This window comes from Streptomyces sp. NPDC001513, assembly GCF_042894695.1.
GTDB lineage: Bacteria > Actinomycetota > Actinomycetes > Streptomycetales > Streptomycetaceae > Streptomyces.
Genome location: NZ_JBIAVU010000002.1, coordinates 1 through 22,030 on the forward strand (window position 1 = coordinate 1; position 22,030 = coordinate 22,030).

26 protein-coding genes and 1 pseudogene are annotated in these 22,030 nt (G+C 69.4%); 12 read left to right on the plus strand and 15 right to left on the minus strand.

Annotated elements, in window-relative coordinates; all coding sequences use genetic code 11:
- From ACFYZ4_RS03685 to ACFYZ4_RS03695, 3 genes and pseudogenes are all read right to left on the minus strand, one after another.
- Positions 1 to 1,205: pseudogene (locus ACFYZ4_RS03685) on the minus strand (galactose oxidase); the annotation flags it as partial.
- Between the two features lie 204 nt (positions 1,206 to 1,409).
- On the minus strand, positions 1,410 to 1,745 hold the full coding sequence (locus tag ACFYZ4_RS03690) for a hypothetical protein (protein ID WP_390782922.1): 336 nt from the start codon (positions 1,743 to 1,745) through the stop codon (positions 1,410 to 1,412).
- Positions 1,746 to 2,113: 368 nt separating this feature from the next.
- A complete protein-coding gene (locus ACFYZ4_RS03695; protein ID WP_390782923.1) occupies positions 2,114 to 2,278 on the minus strand; it encodes a hypothetical protein in 165 nt (54 codons plus the stop codon).
- Between the two features lie 176 nt (positions 2,279 to 2,454).
- Here ACFYZ4_RS03695 and ACFYZ4_RS03700 point away from each other — a divergent pair, with 176 nt between their 5' ends.
- Complete coding sequence (locus tag ACFYZ4_RS03700) at positions 2,455 to 3,267, plus strand: hypothetical protein (protein WP_390782924.1); 813 nt, start codon at positions 2,455 to 2,457, stop codon at positions 3,265 to 3,267.
- Between the two features lie 127 nt (positions 3,268 to 3,394).
- The gene (locus ACFYZ4_RS03705) at positions 3,395 to 3,829 is read left to right on the plus strand and encodes an NUDIX domain-containing protein (protein WP_390782925.1); all 435 of its coding nucleotides are present in this window, start codon (positions 3,395 to 3,397) and stop codon (positions 3,827 to 3,829) included.
- A gap of 78 nt (positions 3,830 to 3,907) precedes the next feature.
- On the opposite strand, the gene cspC is transcribed toward ACFYZ4_RS03705, so the two are convergent.
- From cspC to ACFYZ4_RS03725, 4 genes are all read right to left on the minus strand, one after another.
- Positions 3,908 to 4,117, minus strand: a complete 210-nt coding sequence (gene cspC / locus ACFYZ4_RS03710; RefSeq protein ID WP_351298135.1) for a cold shock-like protein CspC — start codon at positions 4,115 to 4,117, stop codon at positions 3,908 to 3,910.
- Positions 4,118 to 4,336: 219 nt separating this feature from the next.
- A complete protein-coding gene (locus ACFYZ4_RS03715) occupies positions 4,337 to 5,362 on the minus strand; it encodes a hypothetical protein (RefSeq protein ID WP_390782926.1) in 1,026 nt (341 codons plus the stop codon).
- A gap of 413 nt (positions 5,363 to 5,775) precedes the next feature.
- Complete coding sequence (locus tag ACFYZ4_RS03720) at positions 5,776 to 6,213, minus strand: NUDIX domain-containing protein (RefSeq protein WP_390782927.1); 438 nt, start codon at positions 6,211 to 6,213, stop codon at positions 5,776 to 5,778.
- Positions 6,214 to 6,243: 30 nt separating this feature from the next.
- Entirely contained in the window at positions 6,244 to 6,582 is a 339-nt protein-coding gene (locus tag ACFYZ4_RS03725; protein ID WP_390782928.1) for an SDR family oxidoreductase, read from the minus strand.
- Here ACFYZ4_RS03725 and ACFYZ4_RS03730 point away from each other — a divergent pair.
- A complete protein-coding gene (locus ACFYZ4_RS03730; protein WP_390782929.1) occupies positions 6,473 to 6,829 on the plus strand; it encodes a pentapeptide repeat-containing protein in 357 nt (118 codons plus the stop codon). The genes ACFYZ4_RS03725 and ACFYZ4_RS03730 overlap by 110 nt on opposite strands.
- A gap of 14 nt (positions 6,830 to 6,843) precedes the next feature.
- Positions 6,844 to 7,563, plus strand: a complete 720-nt coding sequence (locus tag ACFYZ4_RS03735; RefSeq protein ID WP_390782930.1) for a hypothetical protein — start codon at positions 6,844 to 6,846, stop codon at positions 7,561 to 7,563.
- Positions 7,564 to 7,653: 90 nt separating this feature from the next.
- Here the strand turns inward: ACFYZ4_RS03735 and ACFYZ4_RS03740 are convergent, their stop codons facing one another.
- Together ACFYZ4_RS03740 and ACFYZ4_RS03745 are read right to left on the minus strand one after the other, a co-directional pair.
- A complete protein-coding gene (locus ACFYZ4_RS03740) occupies positions 7,654 to 8,358 on the minus strand; it encodes a restriction endonuclease (RefSeq protein WP_351298124.1) in 705 nt (234 codons plus the stop codon).
- A gap of 177 nt (positions 8,359 to 8,535) precedes the next feature.
- Entirely contained in the window at positions 8,536 to 8,676 is a 141-nt protein-coding gene (locus ACFYZ4_RS03745; protein WP_351298121.1) for a hypothetical protein, read from the minus strand.
- A gap of 186 nt (positions 8,677 to 8,862) precedes the next feature.
- Here ACFYZ4_RS03745 and ACFYZ4_RS03750 point away from each other — a divergent pair, with 186 nt between their 5' ends.
- Entirely contained in the window at positions 8,863 to 9,561 is a 699-nt protein-coding gene (locus tag ACFYZ4_RS03750) for a hypothetical protein (RefSeq protein ID WP_390782931.1), read from the plus strand.
- Here the strand turns inward: ACFYZ4_RS03750 and ACFYZ4_RS03755 are convergent.
- The 4 genes from ACFYZ4_RS03755 to ACFYZ4_RS03770 all read right to left on the minus strand — a co-directional run bounded on the left by ACFYZ4_RS03755 (position 9,546) and on the right by ACFYZ4_RS03770 (position 14,935).
- Entirely contained in the window at positions 9,546 to 10,835 is a 1,290-nt protein-coding gene (locus ACFYZ4_RS03755; RefSeq protein WP_390782932.1) for a flavin monoamine oxidase family protein, read from the minus strand. The two genes, ACFYZ4_RS03750 and ACFYZ4_RS03755, sit on opposite strands and share 16 nt — an antisense overlap.
- Before the next feature lie 190 nt (positions 10,836 to 11,025).
- Entirely contained in the window at positions 11,026 to 11,364 is a 339-nt protein-coding gene (locus ACFYZ4_RS03760; protein WP_390782933.1) for a cupin domain-containing protein, read from the minus strand.
- A 238-nt stretch (positions 11,365 to 11,602) separates the two neighbouring features.
- Positions 11,603 to 13,219 carry an MFS transporter gene (locus tag ACFYZ4_RS03765; protein ID WP_390782934.1) on the minus strand — a complete coding sequence of 539 codons (1,617 nt, stop codon included), beginning with the start codon at positions 13,217 to 13,219 and terminating at the stop codon, positions 11,603 to 11,605.
- A gap of 750 nt (positions 13,220 to 13,969) precedes the next feature.
- A complete protein-coding gene (locus tag ACFYZ4_RS03770) occupies positions 13,970 to 14,935 on the minus strand; it encodes a pirin family protein (RefSeq protein WP_390782935.1) in 966 nt (321 codons plus the stop codon).
- A gap of 105 nt (positions 14,936 to 15,040) precedes the next feature.
- Here ACFYZ4_RS03770 and ACFYZ4_RS03775 point away from each other — a divergent pair, with 105 nt between their 5' ends.
- A complete protein-coding gene (locus tag ACFYZ4_RS03775; RefSeq protein WP_390782936.1) occupies positions 15,041 to 15,391 on the plus strand; it encodes a tetratricopeptide repeat protein in 351 nt (116 codons plus the stop codon).
- A gap of 214 nt (positions 15,392 to 15,605) precedes the next feature.
- Here the strand turns inward: ACFYZ4_RS03775 and ACFYZ4_RS03780 are convergent, their stop codons facing one another.
- Positions 15,606 to 16,364, minus strand: coding sequence for a DUF6193 family natural product biosynthesis protein (locus ACFYZ4_RS03780; protein WP_351298102.1), 759 nt, complete (start codon positions 16,362 to 16,364; stop codon positions 15,606 to 15,608).
- 70 nt (positions 16,365 to 16,434) lie between these two features.
- Between ACFYZ4_RS03780 and ACFYZ4_RS03785 the strand changes: the two genes are divergently transcribed.
- The 6 genes from ACFYZ4_RS03785 to ACFYZ4_RS03810 all read left to right on the plus strand — a co-directional run bounded on the left by ACFYZ4_RS03785 (position 16,435) and on the right by ACFYZ4_RS03810 (position 21,079).
- Positions 16,435 to 16,821: a barstar family protein gene (locus ACFYZ4_RS03785; RefSeq protein WP_390782937.1), complete on the plus strand. Its 387-nt coding sequence runs from the start codon at positions 16,435 to 16,437 to the stop codon at positions 16,819 to 16,821.
- Between the two features lie 273 nt (positions 16,822 to 17,094).
- Positions 17,095 to 18,288 carry a methyltransferase gene (locus ACFYZ4_RS03790; protein WP_351298144.1) on the plus strand — a complete coding sequence of 398 codons (1,194 nt, stop codon included), beginning with the start codon at positions 17,095 to 17,097 and terminating at the stop codon, positions 18,286 to 18,288.
- A gap of 79 nt (positions 18,289 to 18,367) precedes the next feature.
- Positions 18,368 to 19,129: a MerR family transcriptional regulator gene (locus tag ACFYZ4_RS03795; RefSeq protein WP_384342984.1), complete on the plus strand. Its 762-nt coding sequence runs from the start codon at positions 18,368 to 18,370 to the stop codon at positions 19,127 to 19,129.
- Between the two features lie 107 nt (positions 19,130 to 19,236).
- Positions 19,237 to 19,890, plus strand: coding sequence for a DUF6230 family protein (locus tag ACFYZ4_RS03800; RefSeq protein WP_390782938.1), 654 nt, complete (start codon positions 19,237 to 19,239; stop codon positions 19,888 to 19,890).
- The gene (locus ACFYZ4_RS03805; protein WP_351298090.1) at positions 19,881 to 20,426 is read left to right on the plus strand and encodes a DUF6114 domain-containing protein; all 546 of its coding nucleotides are present in this window, start codon (positions 19,881 to 19,883) and stop codon (positions 20,424 to 20,426) included. Before ACFYZ4_RS03800 ends, ACFYZ4_RS03805 begins: the two co-directional genes overlap by 10 nt.
- Positions 20,423 to 21,079, plus strand: coding sequence for a hypothetical protein (locus tag ACFYZ4_RS03810; protein ID WP_351298087.1), 657 nt, complete (start codon positions 20,423 to 20,425; stop codon positions 21,077 to 21,079). The genes ACFYZ4_RS03805 and ACFYZ4_RS03810 overlap by 4 nt, the downstream gene beginning before the upstream one ends.
- Before the next feature lie 73 nt (positions 21,080 to 21,152).
- Here the strand turns inward: ACFYZ4_RS03810 and ACFYZ4_RS03815 are convergent, their stop codons facing one another.
- A complete protein-coding gene (locus tag ACFYZ4_RS03815; RefSeq protein ID WP_351298084.1) occupies positions 21,153 to 22,013 on the minus strand; it encodes a helix-turn-helix transcriptional regulator in 861 nt (286 codons plus the stop codon).
- Positions 22,014 to 22,030: the final 17 nt, after the last annotated feature.

Here is a 22,030-nt window from a genome sequence, read left to right on the forward strand (position 1 = left end):
AGGAGGAGGGTGTTGTCCTGGGTCCTGCCGAAGGCGCGCGGCTGCTTCTTCTCCCACACCCCGTCCGCGAGCTGGTAGGTGTTGGGGTCGTCGCGATCACCGCCGAGGATCAGTACGGAGTTCGGGCCGCGGAATCCGGCAGGCAGCGCCACCGCCGAGCCGTAGCCGCGGTGGACGCCGTCCGGGCGGGCGGGAAGGTCCGTACGCGTCTCCGCGACCGGGTCGAAGGCCCACTGCCGGGTGGCGTGGCGGCCCAGGCCGTACACCTTGCCGTCGCGCAGGGTGAACAGGTGCGGGTAGTCGCTGTCCTCGCCGAACGGCGCGTCGACACGAAGGGTGTCGGTGGGGACGTCCCGCGGGATCACAGTCTTCTCGAAGGGCACCGGGTGGCTCTTCGCCGGGAACCGCTCGACGACCGAGGTGGAGGTGCCCCACCCCTGTTCGGTGTGCCCGGACATGATGAGCAGGCGCCCGTCCGGGGCGGTGGCGACGGACGGGTACCAGCGACCCACCGCCATGTCCTTGTTGACCGCCCACGACTCGGTCCACGGGTCGAAGACGAGGGACAGCTTCGCTCCGGCCCCTCCGCCGTAGCCGAGGTTCCCGCCGAACACGCCGAGCATGCCGTTGGGCAGGAAGGCGTGCCCGGCGCAGAAGAAGGGAGCCGGGCGCTTCACGTTCGTGCCGTCCGGCACGACCAGCTCGGGCGGGGTGACCTTTTTGAACGCCTCGGGGCCGGTCCCCTTCCCCGGATCCCAGAGAAAGGCGCGGCCGGCGTTTTCCGGCCCGAGCGTGTTGGTCGGCGCCGGCTCCTCCGTGGGGTCGGTCTCGACGCGCTCGAAGGAGAACAGCAGCACCTTGCCGGTGGGCAGCATGGCGACGTGGGCGGCGAAGTCGGGCGACTGGAAGTACTCCGCGAACTGCCCGTACGCCTTGGGGTGGAACTTCGAGTTCGCCAGCTCCTGGGACCTGGTCAGATCGCTCAGGCTCTCGATCCGCGCGAGCTGGGAATACCCGCCCAGAGCCTGGGCCGCCGCGCGGATCTTGGCATGCTCCTGAGCATGCCCGGCCCCCAGCGCCGCGGCTTCGTCGGGATGGCTGTCCCCGTCGTGGGCGGTGGCGGGAACGGCAGCGACGAAGAGAGCGGTGGCCGCGAGCGCGGAGAGCGACGCAGCGAATCTCTTGGGGCGGTGCCTGCGTGACATGTGGCTCCTCACCTGTGAACACGTGCGGACAGGCGCGGAGCCTGCCGTGAGCGATGATCACCCACAGCGACAGATCTATGTCGATATGCACACACCGCGCTCGCCGAAACCGCGCCGCCGAGGCAGGGCCGTCGGTGTCGCACCCCAGCGCCAGCCTGCCCGAACCCCCCTCCCCCACCCCCGTCACGGTCCCCCGCACGGCCGTCACTCTTCGTAGACGAACACGCTGACCGCGCGCCGGACCGTGCCGGGGGAGGCATCAGCGTACGGTCGGTCCGCTCTGGGCGACCCGCGCCAGAAACAAGCGGCCAAGGGTGGCCGCAACCGTGACGCCGCGTTGAGGTGTCCGAGCGCCGCGATCAGCCGCTCCGCATCCTGACGGACCCACTCCCGCGTGGTGGCCGGCATCTCGCATGCCGTGTACGTGGCCTGGGCCCGCAGGGCCCGGCACAGCTGGCGGAAGGCCTTGCCCTGGATGTCGAGTGCCGAATCTTGGGACCGTTGCCGGCCCGGCAGTACAAGCACTTCGAGGAAGAGCACAGCCTTCGTGGTTGCCGGACCGGCCCCACCGGACACAGAGACAGCCCGCACGTCGACAGGCATGAGGGAGATGGGCACCGTGCTGCATCCCCCGAGAGCCACGAACATCACAAGGACGCGAGCGGCGTCCCCTCCGGTGCCGGGCACAGCGGCGGAAACGGCGCCCTGTCCGACCTGGCCACCGTCGGTACGCCCTTCTCCCCCAGTCCGTCCAGGCCGTCGACTTTCACCAGGCGCGGGAAGGACTGAGCCAGCTGGTTCGGCCGTCGATGGTTCCGGTGAACGAACGTGCCGGTGGGCGGCCAGGCCGGATTATTGCGGCTCCGTGCGTAGAGGGCAACGTCGCCGGGCGATGCCTTGTGGAACTGTCAGACCACGAGAAGGTGGGAGAAGTCTTTCAGGCCTTGGACAACCTCGAGCGGGAAGTCCGGGTTCAGGCGGATGATCACGGGACTTCCCCAGTGGTCGTCCGTCGGTTCAACCCGTCCTCCGACCACCGTCCCGATCGACGTGATCTCCAGCGACTGCGCCATGCGCTCCCCCTCGTGCCTCGTCGTCACCAGCTCGATCTACAGAGGACGAACCGGCTCCCCTTAAGCTCATACAACGCCCAGCGGCGCCGCAGAAGTTGATGTGGACCGTGTTGACGGGTGGTTCGTGCCAGTGGGTCTGTTCCTGCTACGGTCGCCCGTTCGCCGAGGAGGTCGTGATGACTGGATCCCTGCCCATCGCCGCCCAGGTGGACCTGCGCCGGCAGCCGGTGGAAGACGTGCTGGCGCGAGTGGAACAGGCCCTGCACTTGCGATTGGACCGGCAGGCACTGCTTCGCAAGCGCCGCTCCTTGGGTGGCCGTACGGAGCGGGGTACCTGGGTGCGTATCGAGCGGCGGGGGTTCGAGCGGATCGGCCTGCAGGGCTGGAACGGGACCGAAGCCGCCGCCGTGCTGCAAGGGGTCGCGACGCCCGAGTGGTACCAGGGCGTGGCATGGCGCGAACAGAGTGAGCCGGTCATGTGGCGTGCGGATGAGCCGGAGTTGATGACGTCGCCGTCGGTCGGAAAGAGCGCCCTGGTGCTCGATGACCCGGGCCTGCCGGATGTGTGGTGGGAGGCGCTGAATGCTTCGCTGGACGCGCTTGCCGCACAGCCGACACCGCGACGCGCGACCCCTGACACGGTGACGATCACGCAGGAGCAGGTGACGCAGACCCTCGCGGAGGCCTTCCCCTGCCTCGCCGACACAGGGATCGAGCGATGGGCGCCGGCTCATGCGGACTTGACCTGGGCCAACGTGATGGGACCGGAGTTCTCCATCATCGACTGGGAGGACTGGGAGGACTGGGGCATGGCGCCCCGGGGTTTGGACGCCGCAACGCTGTGGGGCAACGCCCTGGCTGTCCCGACGCTCGCGGACCGCGTCCAGCAGGAGCGACGAGCGGACTTCGAGAGCCGGGACGGCAAGCTGATGTCGCTCTTCTTCCTCTCGAAGATCGTCGGACCCCTCTCCCCCACCACAGACAGGTGAAGATCAGCCGCACGCCTGCACCGGTCTGCGGACAGCCGAAATGACGACCGACCACGGGATGGACAGTCACGGCCTCCGCCGGACCTGGCCCACGAATCAGTTCCAGAACCATATGGAGGTTGCCGCTTTGCCTGAGAAGGTTACGAAGGAGAAGGTCCTCGTCTATGTCGTCCGTGACGGACACCTGCTGGTGTTCCGCCACACCGACTACTCCTACGAGGAGGTCGGCATCCAGGTGCCCGCAGGCAGCGTCCGCCCCGGTGAGACGCCGGAAGCCGCCGCTCTGCGCGAGGCCCGCGAGGAGACCGGTCTGTCGGAATTCAAGATCGTCCGCAAGCTCGGCGAGACCGAGTACGACATCAGCCCGTACCGGTTCGAGATCCAGCACCGGCACGTCTTCCACCTGGAGCTCACCGAGCCGACCCCGGAGCGGTGGATGAGCCAGGAGGACCACGACGGCGAGCAGGAGCCGACTTACTTCGAGTGCTTCTGGATCCCGTTGGAGGCCGCGCACGTTCTCCAGTCCGGCCAGGGTGCGCTGCTGGGGCGTCTGTCCGACTAGAGCGCGTCTGACGGGGCGAGGTGCGCTACTGCGCCGTCTCGACCAGTCGGGAACTCCGCTGGCACGTGCCCGGCGATGCTAGATGGCCGTGACGTTGGCTGCGGCCGGGCCCTTCTGGCCGTCCTGGATCTCGAACTCGACGTTCTGTCCTTCAGCGAGGGTCTTGAAGCCGTTGCTCTGGATCGCGGAGAAGTGCACGAAGACATCCTGGCTGCCGTCCGCGGGAGTGATGTAGCCGAACCCCTTCGCCTCGTTGAACCACTTCACCTGGCCTTTTACCTTCGCCATGCGTACTCCTTCGGTCATGCTGACAAACCTGTGAGTCTTGCTGAGCGTCTTCCCCGGAGCCTGCCCGGATCTGAAGGATCTTCATGCACTCCGGCTCAACTTCAGCAGCCGACCACCGAGTCCTGAACATAGGAACGGGCCCACGACCCGCCGGACTTCCTCACGCCGGGCGCTGAGTCGTAACGAGCTCCTCGCGCCCGGCCTGCTTTGCACCGTGGGTCAGGGGAGGGTCGGGCCGACGGTGCCGTCGAAGGCGGTGGCGTCGCCGGTGAGGACTCCGTTGTTGGCCAGTCCGGCGCCGCCGCCGGGGCGTCCGGGGCCGCCGTTGCCTCCCAGGAGGGTGCCGGCGGGAAGGGTGGGGCCGGTGACGACGAGCTGGTCGTTGTTGCCGTGGCCGCCGTTGCCGCCTTCCTCGCCCTGGTGACCGGCCCTGCCTCCCCTGCCGCCGCGGATGTCCACGGTCCCGGTGACCTGGGTGACTCCGTCGGTGCCGTGGCCTCCGTTGCCGCCTTCGCCGGCGGCGCTGCCGTTCCCGCCGGGCCCGCCGCTGATCACCGCCCGGTTGTCCGGGCTGCCGAGCAGGTAGATCTCGCTGTTGCTGCCGTCACCGCCCGCCCCGCCGTCGGCGTCCCAGTTGGCGGGCGACATCGCGCTGCCGCCGGGGCCACCGCCGGCGATGACGGTGCCCTGGGCGGTGATGTTGCCGTCGTTGCCGATGCCGCCGGTGCCGCCGTCTCCCCTCTTGATCCCTCCCTCGCCTCCGCTGCCGCCGATGACGGTGATGTGGTCGATGCCGCCTCCGCCGAGGATGGTCCGGTTGTTGCCGTCCCCGCCGTTCCCGCCGCGATCGGTCACGTATCCGTTGTCGCCGTCGCCGCCCCTGACGAAGATGGTGTCGTTGCCGGGGCCGCCGTCGATGGTCCCGTCGTTGCCGATCTGGCCGTTGCCGCTCGGGGTGCCCGACGAGGTCTCGCCGAGGACGATGATCGTGTCGTTCCCGGCCCCGGCTTCGACGGACGTACCGCGCACGACGCCTTCCCCACAGCGGATCGTGTCGTCACCGCTGGTGCCGTGGATCGTCGTCCCCGACACCTCGACGAAGTTGACGGTGCAGGTGATCGACGGGGCGGCCGACGCATGGCCGGGTAAGGCGATGACCAGGCCGCATGCGGAAGCCAGGGCGGCGGTGGCGGAGAGCACGGCCCTCCGCGACGCGGAGTAGACGGACGGACGGTGTGCAGACATCGGATCCTCCCCAAGACGGCAGCTCTGCGGGCAGGATCAGCAGGGGGACCGCCCGCGCGACCGAGTTCACCCCCATCGCGCGATCATCACTCCCCCTGTATGCGTCCGCCTACTCCGACGACGGGCACACTGGCCGAAGAAGATCGACTCACTGATCCCGTGGACAGGCACGGGACCAGGTCGAGCGCGACGCTGACCGTCGAGCTGGACCGCCGTGCGATGCGGCTCCGGCACTCGTGCACGGTGACGGCCAGGTCCTCGGGGTACGGGATGCTGCCCCCAGGCAGCCAACAACCACGCCCGTCCCAATCCGAGCAGCTCACGGCAACCAGCAGCCGCAGCACACCGCACGCGCCGTCGGGGCCGACGCACCTCGGCGTTGGTCCCGACGGCAAATCCACAAAGACGGACAGCTACTTCGCAGCCTCTGCCCGAAGGGCGCCGGCGCCGATGGCGCCCCGGAGGACGTGGGCGATCTCCTCGGGCTTGAGGTCGATGCCGTCGAGCCCCTCCACGGTCAGCGGGATCTCCTCCAGCGCGTATTCGCCGCGGCCCTCGGCACTGAACTCGGGCCCGGAGCGGTCCTCGAAGGACCAGGTCGCGATGCGGGCGAGGTAGAAGAACTGACGCTCGTCCTCGGACTCCACCGTGTGAAGGAGGCGGACGATGTCGGCCTTCCCCGCGATCTCCTCGTGGATCTCCCGGTGAAGGGCGGCCTCCCAAGACTCGTCGCTGGGTTCGACGCCGCCGCCGGGCAGCACCCAGTACACGGGGATGCCGGGCTTGGTGCGACGGATGACCAGCATCGTGTCGTCAGCGGTGACGAGGACGGCGCGGACTCGTTCGATCATTACGGTCTGTCTCCTTGCTTGTTGACGGTCTCAGTGCAGCAGCCAGCCGCCGTCGACGTGGACGGATTGCCCAGTGATGAACGAGGCGGAGGGGCCCACGAGGAACGCCACCAGGGCCGCGACATCCTCGGGCCGTCCACGGCGAGGACGCACTGTCGCTTGATCTGGTCCTCCGGACGCGCGAGGTGCTGGGCGGCTCGGCTCGGCACGCTGGACCGGAAGCAAGCTGACCCGCGTCCACGTCCGGGACTGCAAGCTGATGGGCGCCGCCCTGGACGGCCTGGTGCTCGACGACGTGCTGTTCGAAGGCTGCAAGCTCGACTTCGCCACCTTCGAGAAGGTCCGCGTCACCGGCCCCGTGGCCTTCATCGGCTGCGTCCTCACCGAGGCCACGTTCACCGACTGCGACCTGTCCAACGTCGTGTTCACCGATTGCACGCTCCGGCTCACCGAATTCGGCACGGGCCGCTACCGCAACACCGACCTGCGCGAGAACGACCTGTCGGCGATCCGCGGCGTCGCGAACCTCGCCAGGGTCCGCATCGACCCCGGCCAGCAGTCCGACCTAGCCGAAGCCCTCGTGAACGAACTCGACATCACCATCGGGGATGACTGATCTCGGAGGACCCCGTGCCACTGCACATCGCCTACGGCGACCCGTCCACCCTCCGAGCCCGCTGCGAGACCGCCACCGTCCGGACCACCCGCCCCGACGAGACCACCTATGAGCCGGGGACGATCACCCCAGCCGGGCAGTGGCGCCCAATGACCGAGGCGGGAGTCAAGGCGGTCACAGCCCCTCGACGGCCCCCGGACAGCACACTCGTGGAGATCGTCCGGCCCATGTATCGGGATGGACTCCCCCTCGAAGACCTCACCGGCCCGCTGGGCGATCCGGACGCGGTGTACCTCGGCCAAGCCCTCGCCAAGCCCGGCATGACCACAACCACCGACAACTACGAGGACGGTCGGCTGATCCGGCTGCACCTCGACAACTGGGACAAGCTCCCGTACTCCGACAAGCACACCGGACGCCGCAGGATCTGCCTCAACCTCGGCCCCGGAACCCGATACATCATTCTCGGCACCGTCGACGCCCAAGCGGTCTGCCGAGCCGTCCACCCTGACGACCACACCGACCGCTACCCGCACACCCAGGACTACCGCGACTACGTCGCCGGCGGCCGCCCCCTCCGCATCATCCGCATACGCCTCAACCCGGGCGATGGCTACGTAGCTCCCACCGAGTACCTGCTGCACGACGGTTCCACCGAGGCCCAAGACCAGCCCTCAGCCGCCGCGTTCTGGCTCGGGCAGTGGCCCCGCGGCATACTGCCCTCCCTCGTCTGACATCGCGTGACGGTGCCCCTCTCCACCGCCAGGAGCAGGGGGGGCACCCCGTGTCAGCATCCACTCACCCGGAGCGGGTCATCCACCGGCTCACCGCTCATACGTGTTTTTCCTCAGTGCACGGTGTCGTCGGTCCCCTTGGCCGGCTCCGTTCACCCTGGTGAGTGATGGGAGGGCCGCGCCGTTGTTCCACAGGCCGAGGTGGTCACGGTGGACGGCGACGACACCGTTCTGCACGGCGCAGCGTTCGGCGGGGCCGCTGAAGTACGAGGTGGTGACGAAGACGGCGATCTCGGCTTTGAAATGCACCTGTGAGCCGAGGAGGTCGCGGACTTCGCCATTGGAGATCTTCCGCTTCGGGTTGTACCGCTTGCACTGGATCACCATCGTGCGGCCGTCGGGGAGCCGTCCCCGTACATCGGCGCCGTCGTCGCCCCTGCCGCCGACTCGGCGGACTTCCGTACAACCGTCCCGCCTGCAAAGGTCGGCCACGAAGTCCTCGAACTGTGTTCCGTCCATCAGGTCGACCTCGGAAAGCCTTCGATGGCCGATGCTGACGGCTTCGTCGTGTCGCCACCGCCGGTCGCTGCTCCGGATGCGGCGGTCCGTCTTCCAGAGCCACCAAACGCCACCCCCGACCGCAGCGAAGAGCAACACCCCCACTACATAAGGCCAGATCACCGACCAGAACAACAGGAGTATCGCCAGGAGGACGGCGCCTCCCGACGCGCTGGCCTTGAGCCGGGCCTCCCTACGCGTCCGTAATGCCGACCGGCGCCTTTTGCGTATTGCCACCCAGTACCTCCCTACCTCTGACAGCAGTCTGGGTAAGGCGACGCGCGTCAGTAAGGGCGCCCGTCAGCCATGGCTCGATCTCTTTGGCCGCCCATGAAGTGGCCCAGCGAGCAGCGCCGCCACGAGGGAGACTGCTGCCAGCGCGGGCACCCACGGCAAGGTCGCACAGGTCCACACTCAGCTCGCCACCGCCTCCGCCAACGTGGAGAGCATCCGCATGGGCACGTACAACGAGACGCCGGCCTTCGTGTTCGGCACCACGCTCCCCAGGAAGAGCGAGAGCATCACACCTATCTGCTCCGAAAGTCTCTGCTTCACGCCATGGGCACCTTCGGCAAGGACTGCGAGCACCCACAGTTCCGCGAGTACGCCGCAGAGTAGGAGGCCTGTCAGCGCGACCTCGCCAAGTCCTCGCTCCCCCGTACGGGCTGGGCAGTGAGCCGATCAGTGGGTCTGCGGCGCGGGCGGGCGGGCGGGCGGGCGGTGAGACGGTAGGAGTGGGTGATGACCGCTTCTGGTTCTGCTCGTGAGGTGCCGTCGTCGAGTGGGTGGGAGGTGCGCCTGTACTGGCGCTGGATCGCGTACGACTCGATCGCGTTCGTCATCGTCCTGAGCGTGGGCGTCGCGCTGGCGCTGCTGGGCAGTGACGTGCTGCACCTGAGACTTGCCAGCCGCCACGTGGTGGTGGCTCTGGTGATCGCGACGCTGGGAGCCGTGCTGTTCGGGGGTGTCCTCGGCACTCTGCAGTGGCTGGTCGTGAAGGAGCGGGTGGCCATTCCACGCAAGGCGTGGGTGACGTCCAACATCGGACCGGCGTTGCTGGCCTGGCTGCTGGTGATCATGCCCGCGGTGATCCGCGCCCAGAACTCGGACCAGGACGTGTCGATGGCCTACCTCCTGGCTGCCAGCCAGAGCCTGGCGCTTGGTCCTCTGCTCGGCCTGTCGCAGTCGCTCGTACTGCGCAAGGTCACCGGACGCTGGGCGTGGTGGATCGGCGCCAACCTGGCCTCATGGCTGATCGTCGACATCGCCCTGCTCCTGTTGTCGCGGCTGTCTGGCGACCTCGACGTCCTGCGGGGCGACGGATCGGTGGCCGAGGTCTACCTGTCCCTCATCGCGACCACGCCGCTCACCGGCCGGGCCCTGTTGTGGGTGCTCGCCCCCTCCGCCCTGACCGCTGCCGGTGATCAGCTGGTCAGGTAGTTGTCGATGTCGCGGGCGGAGCGGTAGCCGCTCTCGATCGCCCCGTCGATGAAACCTCGCCACACGGTCGCCGAGTCGGCGCCCGCGAAGAACAGCCGACCCTCGGCGGTACGGAGGTCCGGCAGCACCTTCGTCAGCTGTCCCGGCCGGTAGATGCACCACGTACCGAGCGCGAGCGGGTCGTTGGCCCAGTCCCAGCCGACGATGCTCTCCACCTCGACGCCCGGCAGGAGCGGCTGCAGCGCTGTCTGCATGCCCTGGACATCGTCGAACTGGGGCATCTGCAGCTTGTCCGGGTTGGCGGAGAAGACGATCAGCCACGAGCCTTCCGGGCCGTGGGTGTAGGTGACCACGAAGTTCACCGCCTGGGCCTCGGGGGCCACGATGCTTACGTTGCCGATGTCGCCCTTGACGCGGACGAAGCACTTCCTGCCGGCACCCGCGTGCCGGTCGGCCGACGCGGTTCGCTTGATCTCGGACAGGCCGGGCTCGAACTCCACACTGTTCAGTACGTTCATGGGCAGCGCGATCAGCGCGGTCGGGGCACTGACGGCCTCGCCGCTCTCCAGCTCGACCCGTACCTCCCCGTCGGTCTGGGTGACCCGCCGCACGGGCGAGTTGAGGCGGATATCTGCCAGGTTGGCCTGCCCGGCAATGGAGCTGACTAGCTCGCGTGTCCCCTTGACCAGCTTCGTCTGCGACAGGGAGGCCATGGCCTGCGCCGCGCTGTACCCGGCCAAGGCGTGGCACCGGAAGATCTCGGAGGCGCCGGACTTCTCGAGGGGACCGAACGCGACCAGGCAGCACATCCCCTCCACCCAGTCATGCAGCACCGGCTCGGCCTTGAAGGAGTCGAGCAGGTCACGCATCGACCGCCCGCCCAGGCCGTCCGGGTCCGAACTCACCGTCTCCAGGAAGGGCTCCGGGAAGAGGCTCATGCCCGGGGCGCAGAACTCGTCGAACGCCTCCAGCGCCCGCTCGACGTCCTCGTCGGACAGGTCCACGACGCGGCCGTCGGAGACGACCGCCTGCCGCAGCCCCTCCAGCACCGGGAACGTCTCCGTCTCGACCGCGTACCGGTCGACCTCCGACCACACGTGCGGCTGCAGAGGGTGGACCCACGTGCCGCCGAACTCCATCGGATGCCCGTCGTGGTCCTTCGTGTAGGTCCGCCCGCCCAGACGGTCACGCGCCTCGACCAGGACCACCCGTCGCCCGCGCGCGGACAATTCACGCGCGGCCGTCACGCCGGCGAAACCGCCGCCTACGATCACGACATCCACTTCAGAATCTGACGTCGCCACGATCTGCTCCCTTACCGTCGTCTGGCCTGACTCGCGAGCCACTATCCGGGAATGGGCGGCAGCCGGTCGCGCGCCACGCTCTGCCTGGAATTCACGTCTGCCCGATTGATCTCCTGTGAGTACGGCGACGCCAATATCACGCTGCGTACATGCCCGTTTCTCAGCCCACGACGAAGAACTTCATGAACGGCGACCGGGTTCTCCAGGTGCCCGTGAATCCGGCAGGGAAGGAATAGATGCCCCCGGCAACAAGCTCGATCTTCTCGCCGTCAGGGGTTTCCAGCTCGGCCTCACCCTCGATCACGTGGAACGTGTCGGTGGCCGCGGGCTTGTAGGGGAACTCCGCGCCCTCCACGGGGCCGATCCTCCACAGCCCCGACACCTGACCCTCATCCGCCTGGACGAGCCAATGAATCTCCCCCGTCTCCCGGCCGTCCTCGAAATAGGGTTCCCACGACTGGGCCGTTACAGATGAACTTGAAAAACCCGCAGCGTTCATCACTTTCTCCTCACCAGGGAGGCCGGCCAGCCACTTTCGGCCCGCTGTAAACGACGGCGTGGCGGCCATCATCCGATACCACCGCCGACATCGGACGGCATTCCCACGACCCACGGCACATCGGCCGCATCATCCGCAGCGAATGAATCGCAGATGCTGGATGAGCCTTCTACTAGTAGGCACACGACCCCACCTACCACGGTAGCCGGACTGCGAGGTTTCCGACCTGCCACGCCGTCTAGGGCTCTGTCGAGCGGGGCTGGGTCGTTGGGATGCGGTGGGTGAAGAACAACGCGAGCAGCGCGGCGAGGGCGAGGATGGCGAGCGCGGCCTGGAGTCCGTCCAGTCGTGCCGCGGCGTTCGCGTCCAGCGCGTCCTGGGTCATCTCGCTGCTGACGCCGGCTTCGTCGAGGGCCGCCTCGAGCTGGGCGTCCGACAGGAACGGTGCACCGCTCTGGATCTTGACGGTGGCCTCGCTCTTGACGCTGTCCGGGATCCCCGGATTCTGCTGGACGCTGGTCAGGAAGGAGCTGGCGAGCGCGGCGATCATGACCGATCCGGCGAGTGCCGTACCGATCGAGGCGCCGAGGTTGGTGACGGCGTTCTGGACACCGCCGACCTCCGCGCTCTTGTCCTCCGGTACCGCGGACACGGTGACCGACCCGAGCTGGGACGCCAGCGCGCCCATCCCGAGCCCGATCAACAGGAGGGGGACGGTGACGATTTCCGCACCGGCGCCGACGTCGAGCGCGGCCATCAGGACCACCGCCCCCGCGAGCAGGGCGAAGACCCCGAGCCGTACCACCCGCCGTGGTGAGACGTCCGGGAGGAAGCGGGGAATCAGGACCGCGGCCGCCAGCAGTGTCACCGACAGCGGCAGGAGGCGGGCACCGGTCTGCAGTGCGGACAGCCCGAGGGCGACCGACAGGTAGAGCGGTACGACGAAGAACACGCCCATCTGCACCATGTACTGGAAGAAGAACATCGCCAGTCCGCCGGTGAGCTGCTTGTTCTGCAGCAGCGCCGGGTCGATGAGCGGGTCCCTCCGCTGCTCCACGAGGCGGGCCTCCCAGCGCAGGAACAGCCAGACCAGCAGCAGACCTGCCAGCATCAGCCACACGACCAGCGAGATCCCGAGCCACGAGGGCGCGTTGGGCTTCGGCTGGAACCAACCCCATTCGTCCGAGCGCAGCACCCCGTAGACGAAGAGCCCGAGCCCGAGTGCGGACAGCACTGCGCCGACAAGATCGATGCGCTTGCGTTCGCCGACCGGGGCATCGGCGATGCGGCGGGCCAGCACCAGGATGCCGAGCACCACCAGCACCTCACCGGCGAACACCCACCGCCAGGAGAAGTACGTCGTCGCCACACCGCCGATGAGCGGCCCGACCGCGATCGCCACGGCCCCTGCCGCCGCGACCAGCCCGTACGCGGCGGGACGGCGTTCAGGGACGAAGTTGCCGGCCACCAGCGCCACGATCGCGGGCAGGATGAGCGCCGCCCCGATGCCTTCGAGGAACGCCCAGCCGAGCAGGAGTACCGGCAGATTCGGTGCGAGCGCCGTGGTGAGGGAGCCCGCCCCGTAGATGCAGCAGCCGATCAGGAACGCGCGTTTGCGGCCGATCAGCGCCCCGACCTTGCCGCCCGGGATCATGAACATCGCCATCACCAGGGTGTAGGCGGTGATCGCGCCCTGGATGCCCGACACGGTCGTGCCCACGTCCTCGGCCACCGTCGCGATCGAGACGTTCATGACCGAGCTGTCGAGGGCCATCAGGAACTGCCCGGCCGAGAGTGTCAGCAGGACGACCCGCGCTGTTGCCGAACCCTCGACGGAGCCTGTCCTGGATGCCATGGGCGGGATCGTCCCAGCAAACCCGGCGGACGAACCTGCGGCTCGCCACAGATCAACCGATCGGCGGACTGTCCTAGTTCATGCAGAACAACCCAGATGCTCGGCTCCCGAGCACGTGCGGCAACCGTCGCGGCAGTACTGGGGCGAACCATCCGCTGCAGCGAGGGTGACTCCCCGGCTCGAGAAGCGCTGTAGCGCATCACCGAGGAACTGACCGACTCGGGCGACGCGTCGCCACGCGATCGAGGGCGCCGCCGTGCGCTTGCGCTCACGCCTCCAGCTCGTCGCGTAGACCGAGCTGCCCCTCTACTACGTGTTCGACAACCTGCACGCCCTCACGGCGGGACAGACCGGCCCCCGCTCGCCGGCAGGTTCGGGAGACCACACCTGCCCGCACCTACGACGCACTGCCGTGCCTCGATTCAGCTTTCGGCCCACGAAGGTGCTCGTCTGTCGCACGCGATGCTGTCTGAGCTCTGCGCAACGCCGAGCAGCGTCAGGATTCAATCGCCACCACGATCCAGGTAGCGGGACGCCACCAGAACTGACGAGCTGTCACCAAAGTCGGCATTGGGTCAGCATTGGTCCTGGCAAAGCTGACCCCAGCTGGTCATACGTGGGAAACGTCGAGAGCCCGGAGAGGGCCTCTCGGAGCCCCCCGTCGCTCGCGTCGCCGGGATGATCTCCACACGCGATACGGCCTCTCCTGGACCGATCCCGAGTGGTCGGCCTGCTGCACAAAAGGGCAGGTCAGCGGACCCGTCCACGTGCTTTCAGCGGCACTGGCGGGAGTTCGGGAGCGGGGATCGGGGGGCCGTCGTAGCCCTTTACCTCGCCGTAGCGGGTGCCCTCCATCCAGTCCTGGCGGGCTTGTACGATCTCCTCGTTGGAGCGGCCGATCCAGTTCCAGAACATCACGATCTCCTCCTCGAACGGTTCGCCGCCCAGGAGCATCAGGCTGGCGTCCGACGAGGCGCGCAGGGGGAGGTCCGTGCGGCCGCAGCCCAGGTAGAGCATCGAGCCCGGGAGGACCGGGACGTCGTCGACGTGGGCTTCGCCCGACATCGACAGGACCGCGTACTCGAAGTCCGGGTCGAGCGGGAGGCGGGTCTCGGTGCCCGACGCGAGGGTCAGGTCCGCGCCCACGATCGGGGTGTACGCCGTGCCGGGCGAGGTCGCCGTGTCCAGGGTGCCCAGGATCACCGTCGCCGTCAGGCCCGGGGCCGTGACGTGCGGGAGTTCCGCGTGGTGCTGGAAGTGCGGGTCCACGTTGCGGTGGGCGTCCGGCAGGGCCACCCACAGCTGGGCACCGTGCAGGAAGCGGGCGTGCGGGCGCGGGCTCTCCTCGGAGTGGCTGATGCCGCGGCCCGAGGTCATCAGGCCCAGCTCGCGCGGGCGGATCGTGGCGAGGCTGCCCTCGCTGTCGCGGTGGAGCACCTCGCCCTCGTGGAGCCAGCTCACCGTCTGCAGGCCCGAGTGGGGATGGGGCGCAACCTGCATGCCGGGCTCGTCGGCGATGTCGTCCGGGCCGTAGTGGTCGACGAAGCACCAGGCGCCCACCATGCGGCGGCCCAGGTTCGGCAGGAGTCGGCGGACCTCGGTGGACTCTCCGAGCTTGACCGTACGCGGGCTGAGGAGCTCGCGCACCGGCTCGGCCACGACGAAGCCGCGGCCGCCGCAGGCGGAGAGAGCGGGCTGGCGATCGAGATTGCTCATGCGGACAACCTAGCCCCGTGGTAGTGGCTCCGGCGGGTGGAATGTTCCACCGCCCAGGCGTGTTGGTGGCACCGGACGGACCACCCGAACGGCGGAAGGGACACGATGAACGCGCCGGGCACGTACTTCGAGCACGGAACGGCGGCCGAGCGCTGGGCGCGCGCCCAGCTCTTCTTCGAGGCGAAGGAGTACGCGACGGCCGCACGCATCCTGGACGGGCTGGCGGGCGAGGTGCCCGAGCAGCTGGCGCCCCGGCTGCTGCTGGCCCGCGCCTACTACCACTCCGCCCAGCTCTCCCGGGCCGAGCAGGAGCTCCGCGCCATCCTGGAGCGCTGGCCGGTGGAGGACTACGCGCAGCTGATGCTCGGTCGCACCCTGGAGCGCCAGGGCCGCGCCGACGAGGCCCGCCCGTACCTGCGGGTGGCCGCGGCCATGGCCGGCGACTTCCCCGAGTAGCGGCCCCAAGTAGCGGCCCCGAGTAGCGGGCAAGCCCGCCGCTGCGCGGGCGCCGCCGCCCGGCCCCCGCGTACGTGACCGGGCCGCCCGCGCGTGCGGCTGCCCGCCTCGCGCCCGGGGCGGCCGAGCGGTTCGTACAGACGTGCATGACGGAGCCGCACAGGCCGCTGCCCCTGTGATCAAGCGCGATACCTGGTCCCTGCGAGCCGGGTGGCTACGAATCCGGAGGGGAAACGAAACAGGCAGCGGCGAGTTCAAGGGCCGCACCCAGCGAGGTCACCTCACGCCGGAACCCACCCGGGACCATGGTCACTCGGTAGCGCCCTTCCTCCAGGGGCCAGATCTTCACAAGGCCCGATTCCAAGTCGAATGGCCTCCGGCACAGCATCAGACTCCCGTGGCTGATGTCGGGCCAGAACTTCCGCAGGTCAGGGTGTGCGTGGGCCGCCTGGAGGAGTGGCCGATCGGGCAGGTGCCACTCGCTGGAAAGGAGCTCGCGCCACTTCACGGGAGCAGGGTCGCCGTCCTCGAACGCCTGCGCCAGCTCGCTCCAGCTCATGAACGGAAAGCGGTCGTGCAGCTCCCGCAGACTGCCGCCTTGGTGCCACAGATTCGCGACTCCCACCGCAGCGACGAGGTCGTTCGTCCACCCTTCCGATGACACGAAGCCATGGTGGCGACGAATCCGCACGCCGAAGGAATCCTCCGCGCAAGGGGAAACAACAACCATTCCCCGATCGGTACTCACCTCGGCGCCCGCGTCCCATCCCGAGCGAGTCCGCACCTCGCCCAGGTCGAAGCCTTGAGCCCGTGCGATGTGCTCGATACCCCGGACCAGACCCGCCGGCGACGCCGTATCGGAATCGGCGGCAACCCGCGGCTCCGCCTCTTGGCCACCTGTTGTCATGCCCGCCCCCGTGATTGAGATGCCTTGCATGGACACGATATGCCGCTCCGAATCGGCATCGCCCAAGTCACCTGGCGGGCGTACTCAACCCGCCCCTTGGGACTCGCCTCCAGCGGGCATCACCTAATCTCGCGGCGTGACGATGATCTACGTACTGGATGGGACGCGGATTCACACGCTGGAGGACTTCTGGCTGGTGATGGGCGAGGCGGTCAATGGCCCGGGTGGCTACTTCGGAAGGAATCTCGACGCGTTCAACGACTGCTTGCGGGGCGGATACGGCACACCGGACGACGGTGACTTCGTGGTGGAGTGGCACGACCACGCCGACTCCCGGCGGGCCCTCGGATATGCGGAGACGGCGCGGCAGCTGGAGAGCCGGCTGAGGCGCTGCCACCCCACGAACCGTCCGTCGGTGGCCGAACAGCTCGCTGCGGCGCGGGCCGGCGAGGGTCCGACGGTCTTCGACTGGCTGATCGAGATCTTCGAGGACCAAGCGCCCGGCGCTCTGAAGCTTCGCTGATCGACTGCCCGGCACAGCAGCACCAGCGTAGGGGCCGCCGGGTTCCGCGTGTGCGCCCCACTGCCCCACTGCCCCGCTGCCCCGCTTTCCGTGTGCCGGCACCCGGCCCCGCGGATGCGCGATCCGAACCCGCGCATGCGGACGCCGCGCCCCCGGGTGCCCTCGTACGCGGGCCTCGCGCTCCCGCGCCCGAAGCCGGGCGTTCGGGTGTTCGGGCGCGTGCGTGTGGGGTCCGGGGGTCGGCTCGGATAGCCTGGGGCTCATATGAACCGCCTGACCACACCCTTCGGCTCCTACGAGCTCACCCGCTTCCCCGAGGACCCGCGCGACCGGCTCCGTGCCTGGGACGCCGCCGACGAGTACCTGCTGCGCCACCTCGACTCCGGTACCGGGGAGCGCGGGCCGGTGGATCTCGCCTCCGCCGGCCAGATCACGGTGCTCGGGGACCGCTGGGGGACGCTGACGACGGCGCTCGCCGCGCACCACCCGACGCAGATCACCGACTCGGCCCTCACCCGCTCCGCCACCGCGGCCAATCTGGACCGCAACGGGATCGGGACGGCCAAGGCCACGGTGACCCTGCTGACCACGCAGGATCCGCCGCCCGGGAAGATCGACGTCCTGCTGGTACGCGTGCCCAAGAGCCTGGCGCTGCTGGAGGACCAGCTGTACCGGCTGGCCCCGCACGTGCACGCGGGCACCGTCGTGGTCGGCGCCGGCATGGTCAAGGAGATCCACACCTCCACGCTGCGGCTCTTCGAGAAGATCCTCGGCCCCACGAAGACCTCGCTCGCGGAGAAGAAGGCCCGGCTGATCTTCTGTACGCCGGGCACCCCCGGGGCGACCCGCCCCACGACCCCCGGGCCGTGGCCGCTGACGTACACGGTGGACGAGGACGCGGGCTCGGGCTCCGGCCTGACCGTGGTCAACCACGCCGGGATCTTCTGCGCCGACCGGCTCGACGTCGGCACCCGTTTCTTCCTGCAGAACCTGCCGACCAACACCGACGGGGCCCGGGTCGTGGACCTGGGCTGCGGCAACGGCGTCGTCGGTGCCGCGGTCCAGGTCCACGACCCGGACGCCGAGGTCGTCTTCACCGACGAGTCGTACCAGGCGGTCGCCTCCGCGCAGGCCACGTACCGGGCGAACGTCCGCGAGGGCCGGCGGACGGCGGAGTTCTTCGTCGGCGACGGGGTGGCGATGCTGCCGCCCGCCTCCGTGGACCTGGTGCTGAGCAATCCGCCCTTCCACTCCCACCAGGCCACCACGGACGCGACGGCGCTGCGGATGTTCGCGCAGTCGCGCAAGGTGCTGCGGCCCGGCGGCGAGCTGTGGATCGTCGCGAACCGGCACATGGGCTACCACACCCATCTGCGCCGGCTCTTCGGCAACAGCGAAGTCGTCGCGAGCGAGCCGAAGTTCGTGGTCCTGCGGGCGGTCAAGCAGGATCGTCCGCGGACCGTGTGACCCGCCAGTGTGACCGCCCGTGTGAGCTGCCCGTGTGAGCTGCCGATATGACCTGTCGGTAGCTCCTACACTCTGGCCCGTGAGCAGCCAGGTGGAGGACGGGAGCGGTGGCGGGCGCTACCGCCGGGAGGACGTGGCCCGGGCGGCCGGCGTCAAGGTGCGCAACCTGCGCTACTACCAGGAGCGCGGGCTGCTGCCGCCGCCGCGCCGGGAGGGCCGGATCGCCTGGTACTCCGACGACCACCTGACCCGGCTGCGCCTGATCAGCGATCTGCTGGGGCGCGGCTACACGGTCAACGGGATCGCGGAGCTGCTCCAGGCGTGGGAGGAGGGCGGCGGCCTGTCCCGACTGCTGGGCCTGGAACGGGAGATGACCCGGGACTGGGTGCACGAGGAGCCGGTGACGATGACCCGGGCCGAGCTGCGGGAGGTGTTCGGTCCGACGGCGACCGCGGCGGACACCCGGCGGGCCGCGGAGCTGGGCTACGTGACGGTCGACGGGGACCTGGTGACGCACCCGAGCCGCCGGCTGCTGGACGCGACGCTGACGCTGGTGCGTCTGGGGGTGCCGCTGGCGGAGATCCTGGACGTGGGGGAGTTCGTACAGACGCAGGCGGCGACGGTCGCGGACCGGTTCGTCGGGCTGTTCCGGCGGCATGTGATCGGTGCGGAGGGGGCGGAGGGTCTGGAGCGACTTTCGGCCACGCAGCTCCAGCACATCACGGCGGCGGTGACGGCGCTGCGGCCAGTGGCCGGGGAGGTCGTGGCCACGGAGTTCGCCCGGGCGATGGCGCGACGGGTGGACGCGGAGGTCGCCGAACTGCTGCGTGCGGAGCAGTAGGAGTCGGCTCAAAGGGTGCGCTCGCACAACCTTGCCAACCTCCATTGGCACTCTTACATTCAACTCGTCGGTAACAACGGTGCACAGCCGAAATAAGGGACGCTCTCATGACCGGTTCCCCCCATTTATCCGACCAGATATCCGACCAGGTATCCGACGAGCGCGCCGAGTCCGGCCGCGTTCGGTGGCGGCGGTTCGCCGCCCTGACCGTCCCCGCCGTCGCCGTGACCGCCGGCCTCGGCATCGCCCTCGCGCAGGGGGTGCTGGCCGCCTCGTTCGCCGTCTCGGGCCAGCAGTTCAAGGTCTCGGCGAGCAGCCTGGAGGGCGAGGGCTTCGCCCAGTACGGCAGCGTCGACGTCAACGCCCGCGAGGAGCTCATCCCGGTGGCGGTCACCGCCATCCGGGAGGCCAAGCTCCACAACCTCTGCCAGTCCGTGGTCACCATGCTCCCGGTGGTCGGTGACATCTCGCTCAACCTCACCGCCGGCCGCAAGACGCCGGTGGAGGCGAGCAACCTGTTCGTCGACGCGACCCAGCTCGCCGGTGACGCCGTCTTCACCAACATCGAGATCGGGCGCGACGCCTCCACCCTCGACAAGGGGCCGGCCGAAGCGCAGGGCATGCAGGACCTCTTCGCCCAGCAGGCCGACACGGTCAGCATCACCGGTCTCCAGCAGACGGCGTGGGCGACCAACGCCGGCACCTTCAAGCTCTCCGGGCTCAGCATGAACGTCAGCAAGGGCAAGAAGGAATGCTTCTGAGCCGACGGCGGCGGTGGCAACGGTGGCGGCGCAGCAGACCCTTCTGGGGCGGGCTGCTCGCGATCCTTGCCGGGGCGTGGATCTGCGTCCTGCCGCTGGCGCCGCTGAAGATCATGCTCCAGCAGGGAGTGGCGGGGATCCCGTCCGTCCTGATGGGCATCGTGATGATCGTGCTCGGCCTCACCACCTGGTTCGCTCCCGCTCAGCGCACGCTCGCGGGCGTTCTCACCACCCTGATCGCCACGGCCGCGCTGGTCCTGTCGAATCTGGGCGGTTTCCTGATCGGCACCCTGCTCGGCATCCTCGGCGGCGGCCTGATGTTCGCCTGGCAGCCGTACGCCGCCCCGCGCGCTGCCCCGCGCGCCGGGCATCCGAAGTCCGCGGAACCGGAGTCCGTGGAACCGGAGTTCGCGGAGCGATCCGCGGCGCAGTCCCCGTCGGGTACCGGGAACGCGGAGTCCGCAGTGGGCGCCGCGGCGGCCGCCGCGCCCCCTCCCCCCACCACGCACCACGATCCCCAAGGAGCACAGCCATGAGCCGTTCGCGCACCGCGCTCGTCCTCGGGACGGCCGCCGCCGGAGCCCTCGCGCTCGGCGCGGTCACCGCCCCGGTCACCGCCGCACCCTTACCCGCGGCCGGGTCGACCACCGTCACCCCGGCCGGGCACGCCTTCCAGGCCACCCTCACCGGCAAGGCCACCCTCAAAGCCGGTTCCGTGACCGTGAGTTGTACGGTCTCCGTCTCCACCGGCACGGTGCCGGCCGCCCCCGGCAACAGCAACCCGGCCGGGCCGGTGTCCTCGCCGATCTCCGCGCCGACGTACAGCTCCTGCACCGCCAACATTCCGGGCGTGACCCCCACGGTCACGACCTCCGGCGCCTGGACGGTGTCGATGCAGGACGGCTCCCCGATCACCGCCACCATGGGCCTGCCGGTCGGCGGTCTGGTGGTCAAGACGACCGGGCTCGCCTCCTGTACGGTCACCGCCGCCCCCACGGCCCCGGCGAACGTCGGCGGTTCCTGGGCCAACGGCGCCCCGTCCACGCTGACCTTCACCAACGCCTCCGTACCGGTCAAGGTGACCGGCGGGTTCGGCTGCCCCACCAGCGCGACCTCGTCCACCTTCAACGCGGTCTACCGGGTCTCCGACACCACCGATCCGGCGCAGCAGATCACCGTCGGCCCCTGATCCCGCCGTTCCGCCGTTCCGCCGTTCCGCCGTTCCGCCGTCCCACCCTCCGCTCGGGCCAGCTCGCGCCCGCTCACACCCCGGCCCGTCCGTCCCGGTGAACTCCGGTCTCGGACGGGCCGGTTGCGTTCAGGCTGCCGAGCAGCGAGAGCGCGTGGGAGCTGGGGCTGCCCGGTTCGGCGTGGTAGATCACCACCTGCTGGCCGGGTGCTCCCCGTACGTCGAAGGACTGGTAGGTGAGGGACAGGGCCCCCACGTCCGGGTGGACGAGCGCCTTGGCGTCGAGGGTCTTCCCGTAGACGGTGTGCGCGGACCAGAGCGCGGCGAATTCCTCGCTCGTCCCGGTGAGCAGGCGCACCAGTTCCCGTAGGCGCGGGTAGTGCGGTACGAGGCCGGTGGACTGGCGCAGGGCGGCGACGACCGCCTCGGCGGCCCGGCGCCACTGGGCGTAGAACACCCGGCCCGCGGGGTCGAGGAAGGTCATCCGGGCGAGGTTGTCCGCCTCCTCGAACGGCGAGAAGAGCGCGTCGGCCAGGCTGTTGGCGGCGAGCAGGTCCAGCGCCGGGTTGAGGACGAACGCCGGGGTGTTGGCGTACCCGTCCAGCAGCTGGCGCAGCTCCGGGCTGACCGTCTCCCTCGGCCGGGTCCGCTGCCCGTCCGGCAGGGTGCCCGCCAGCCGGAACAGGTGGTCGCGTGCCTCGTGGTCCATGCGCAGGGCGGCGCTGATCGCTTCGAGGATCTGTGGCGAGGGGCTCTGCTCGCGGCCTTGTTCCAGGCGGGCGTAGTAGTCGGAGTTCATGCCGGCGAGGACGGCGACCTCCTCCCGGCGCAGCCCGGCCACCCGGCGCGGGCCGTAGGAGGCCAGTCCCACGTCGTCGGGCCGCAGCCGTGCACGGTGCGCGCGAAGGAAGTCCCCGAGGGCGTTGCCTGTCATCACACCAGGCTAGACGG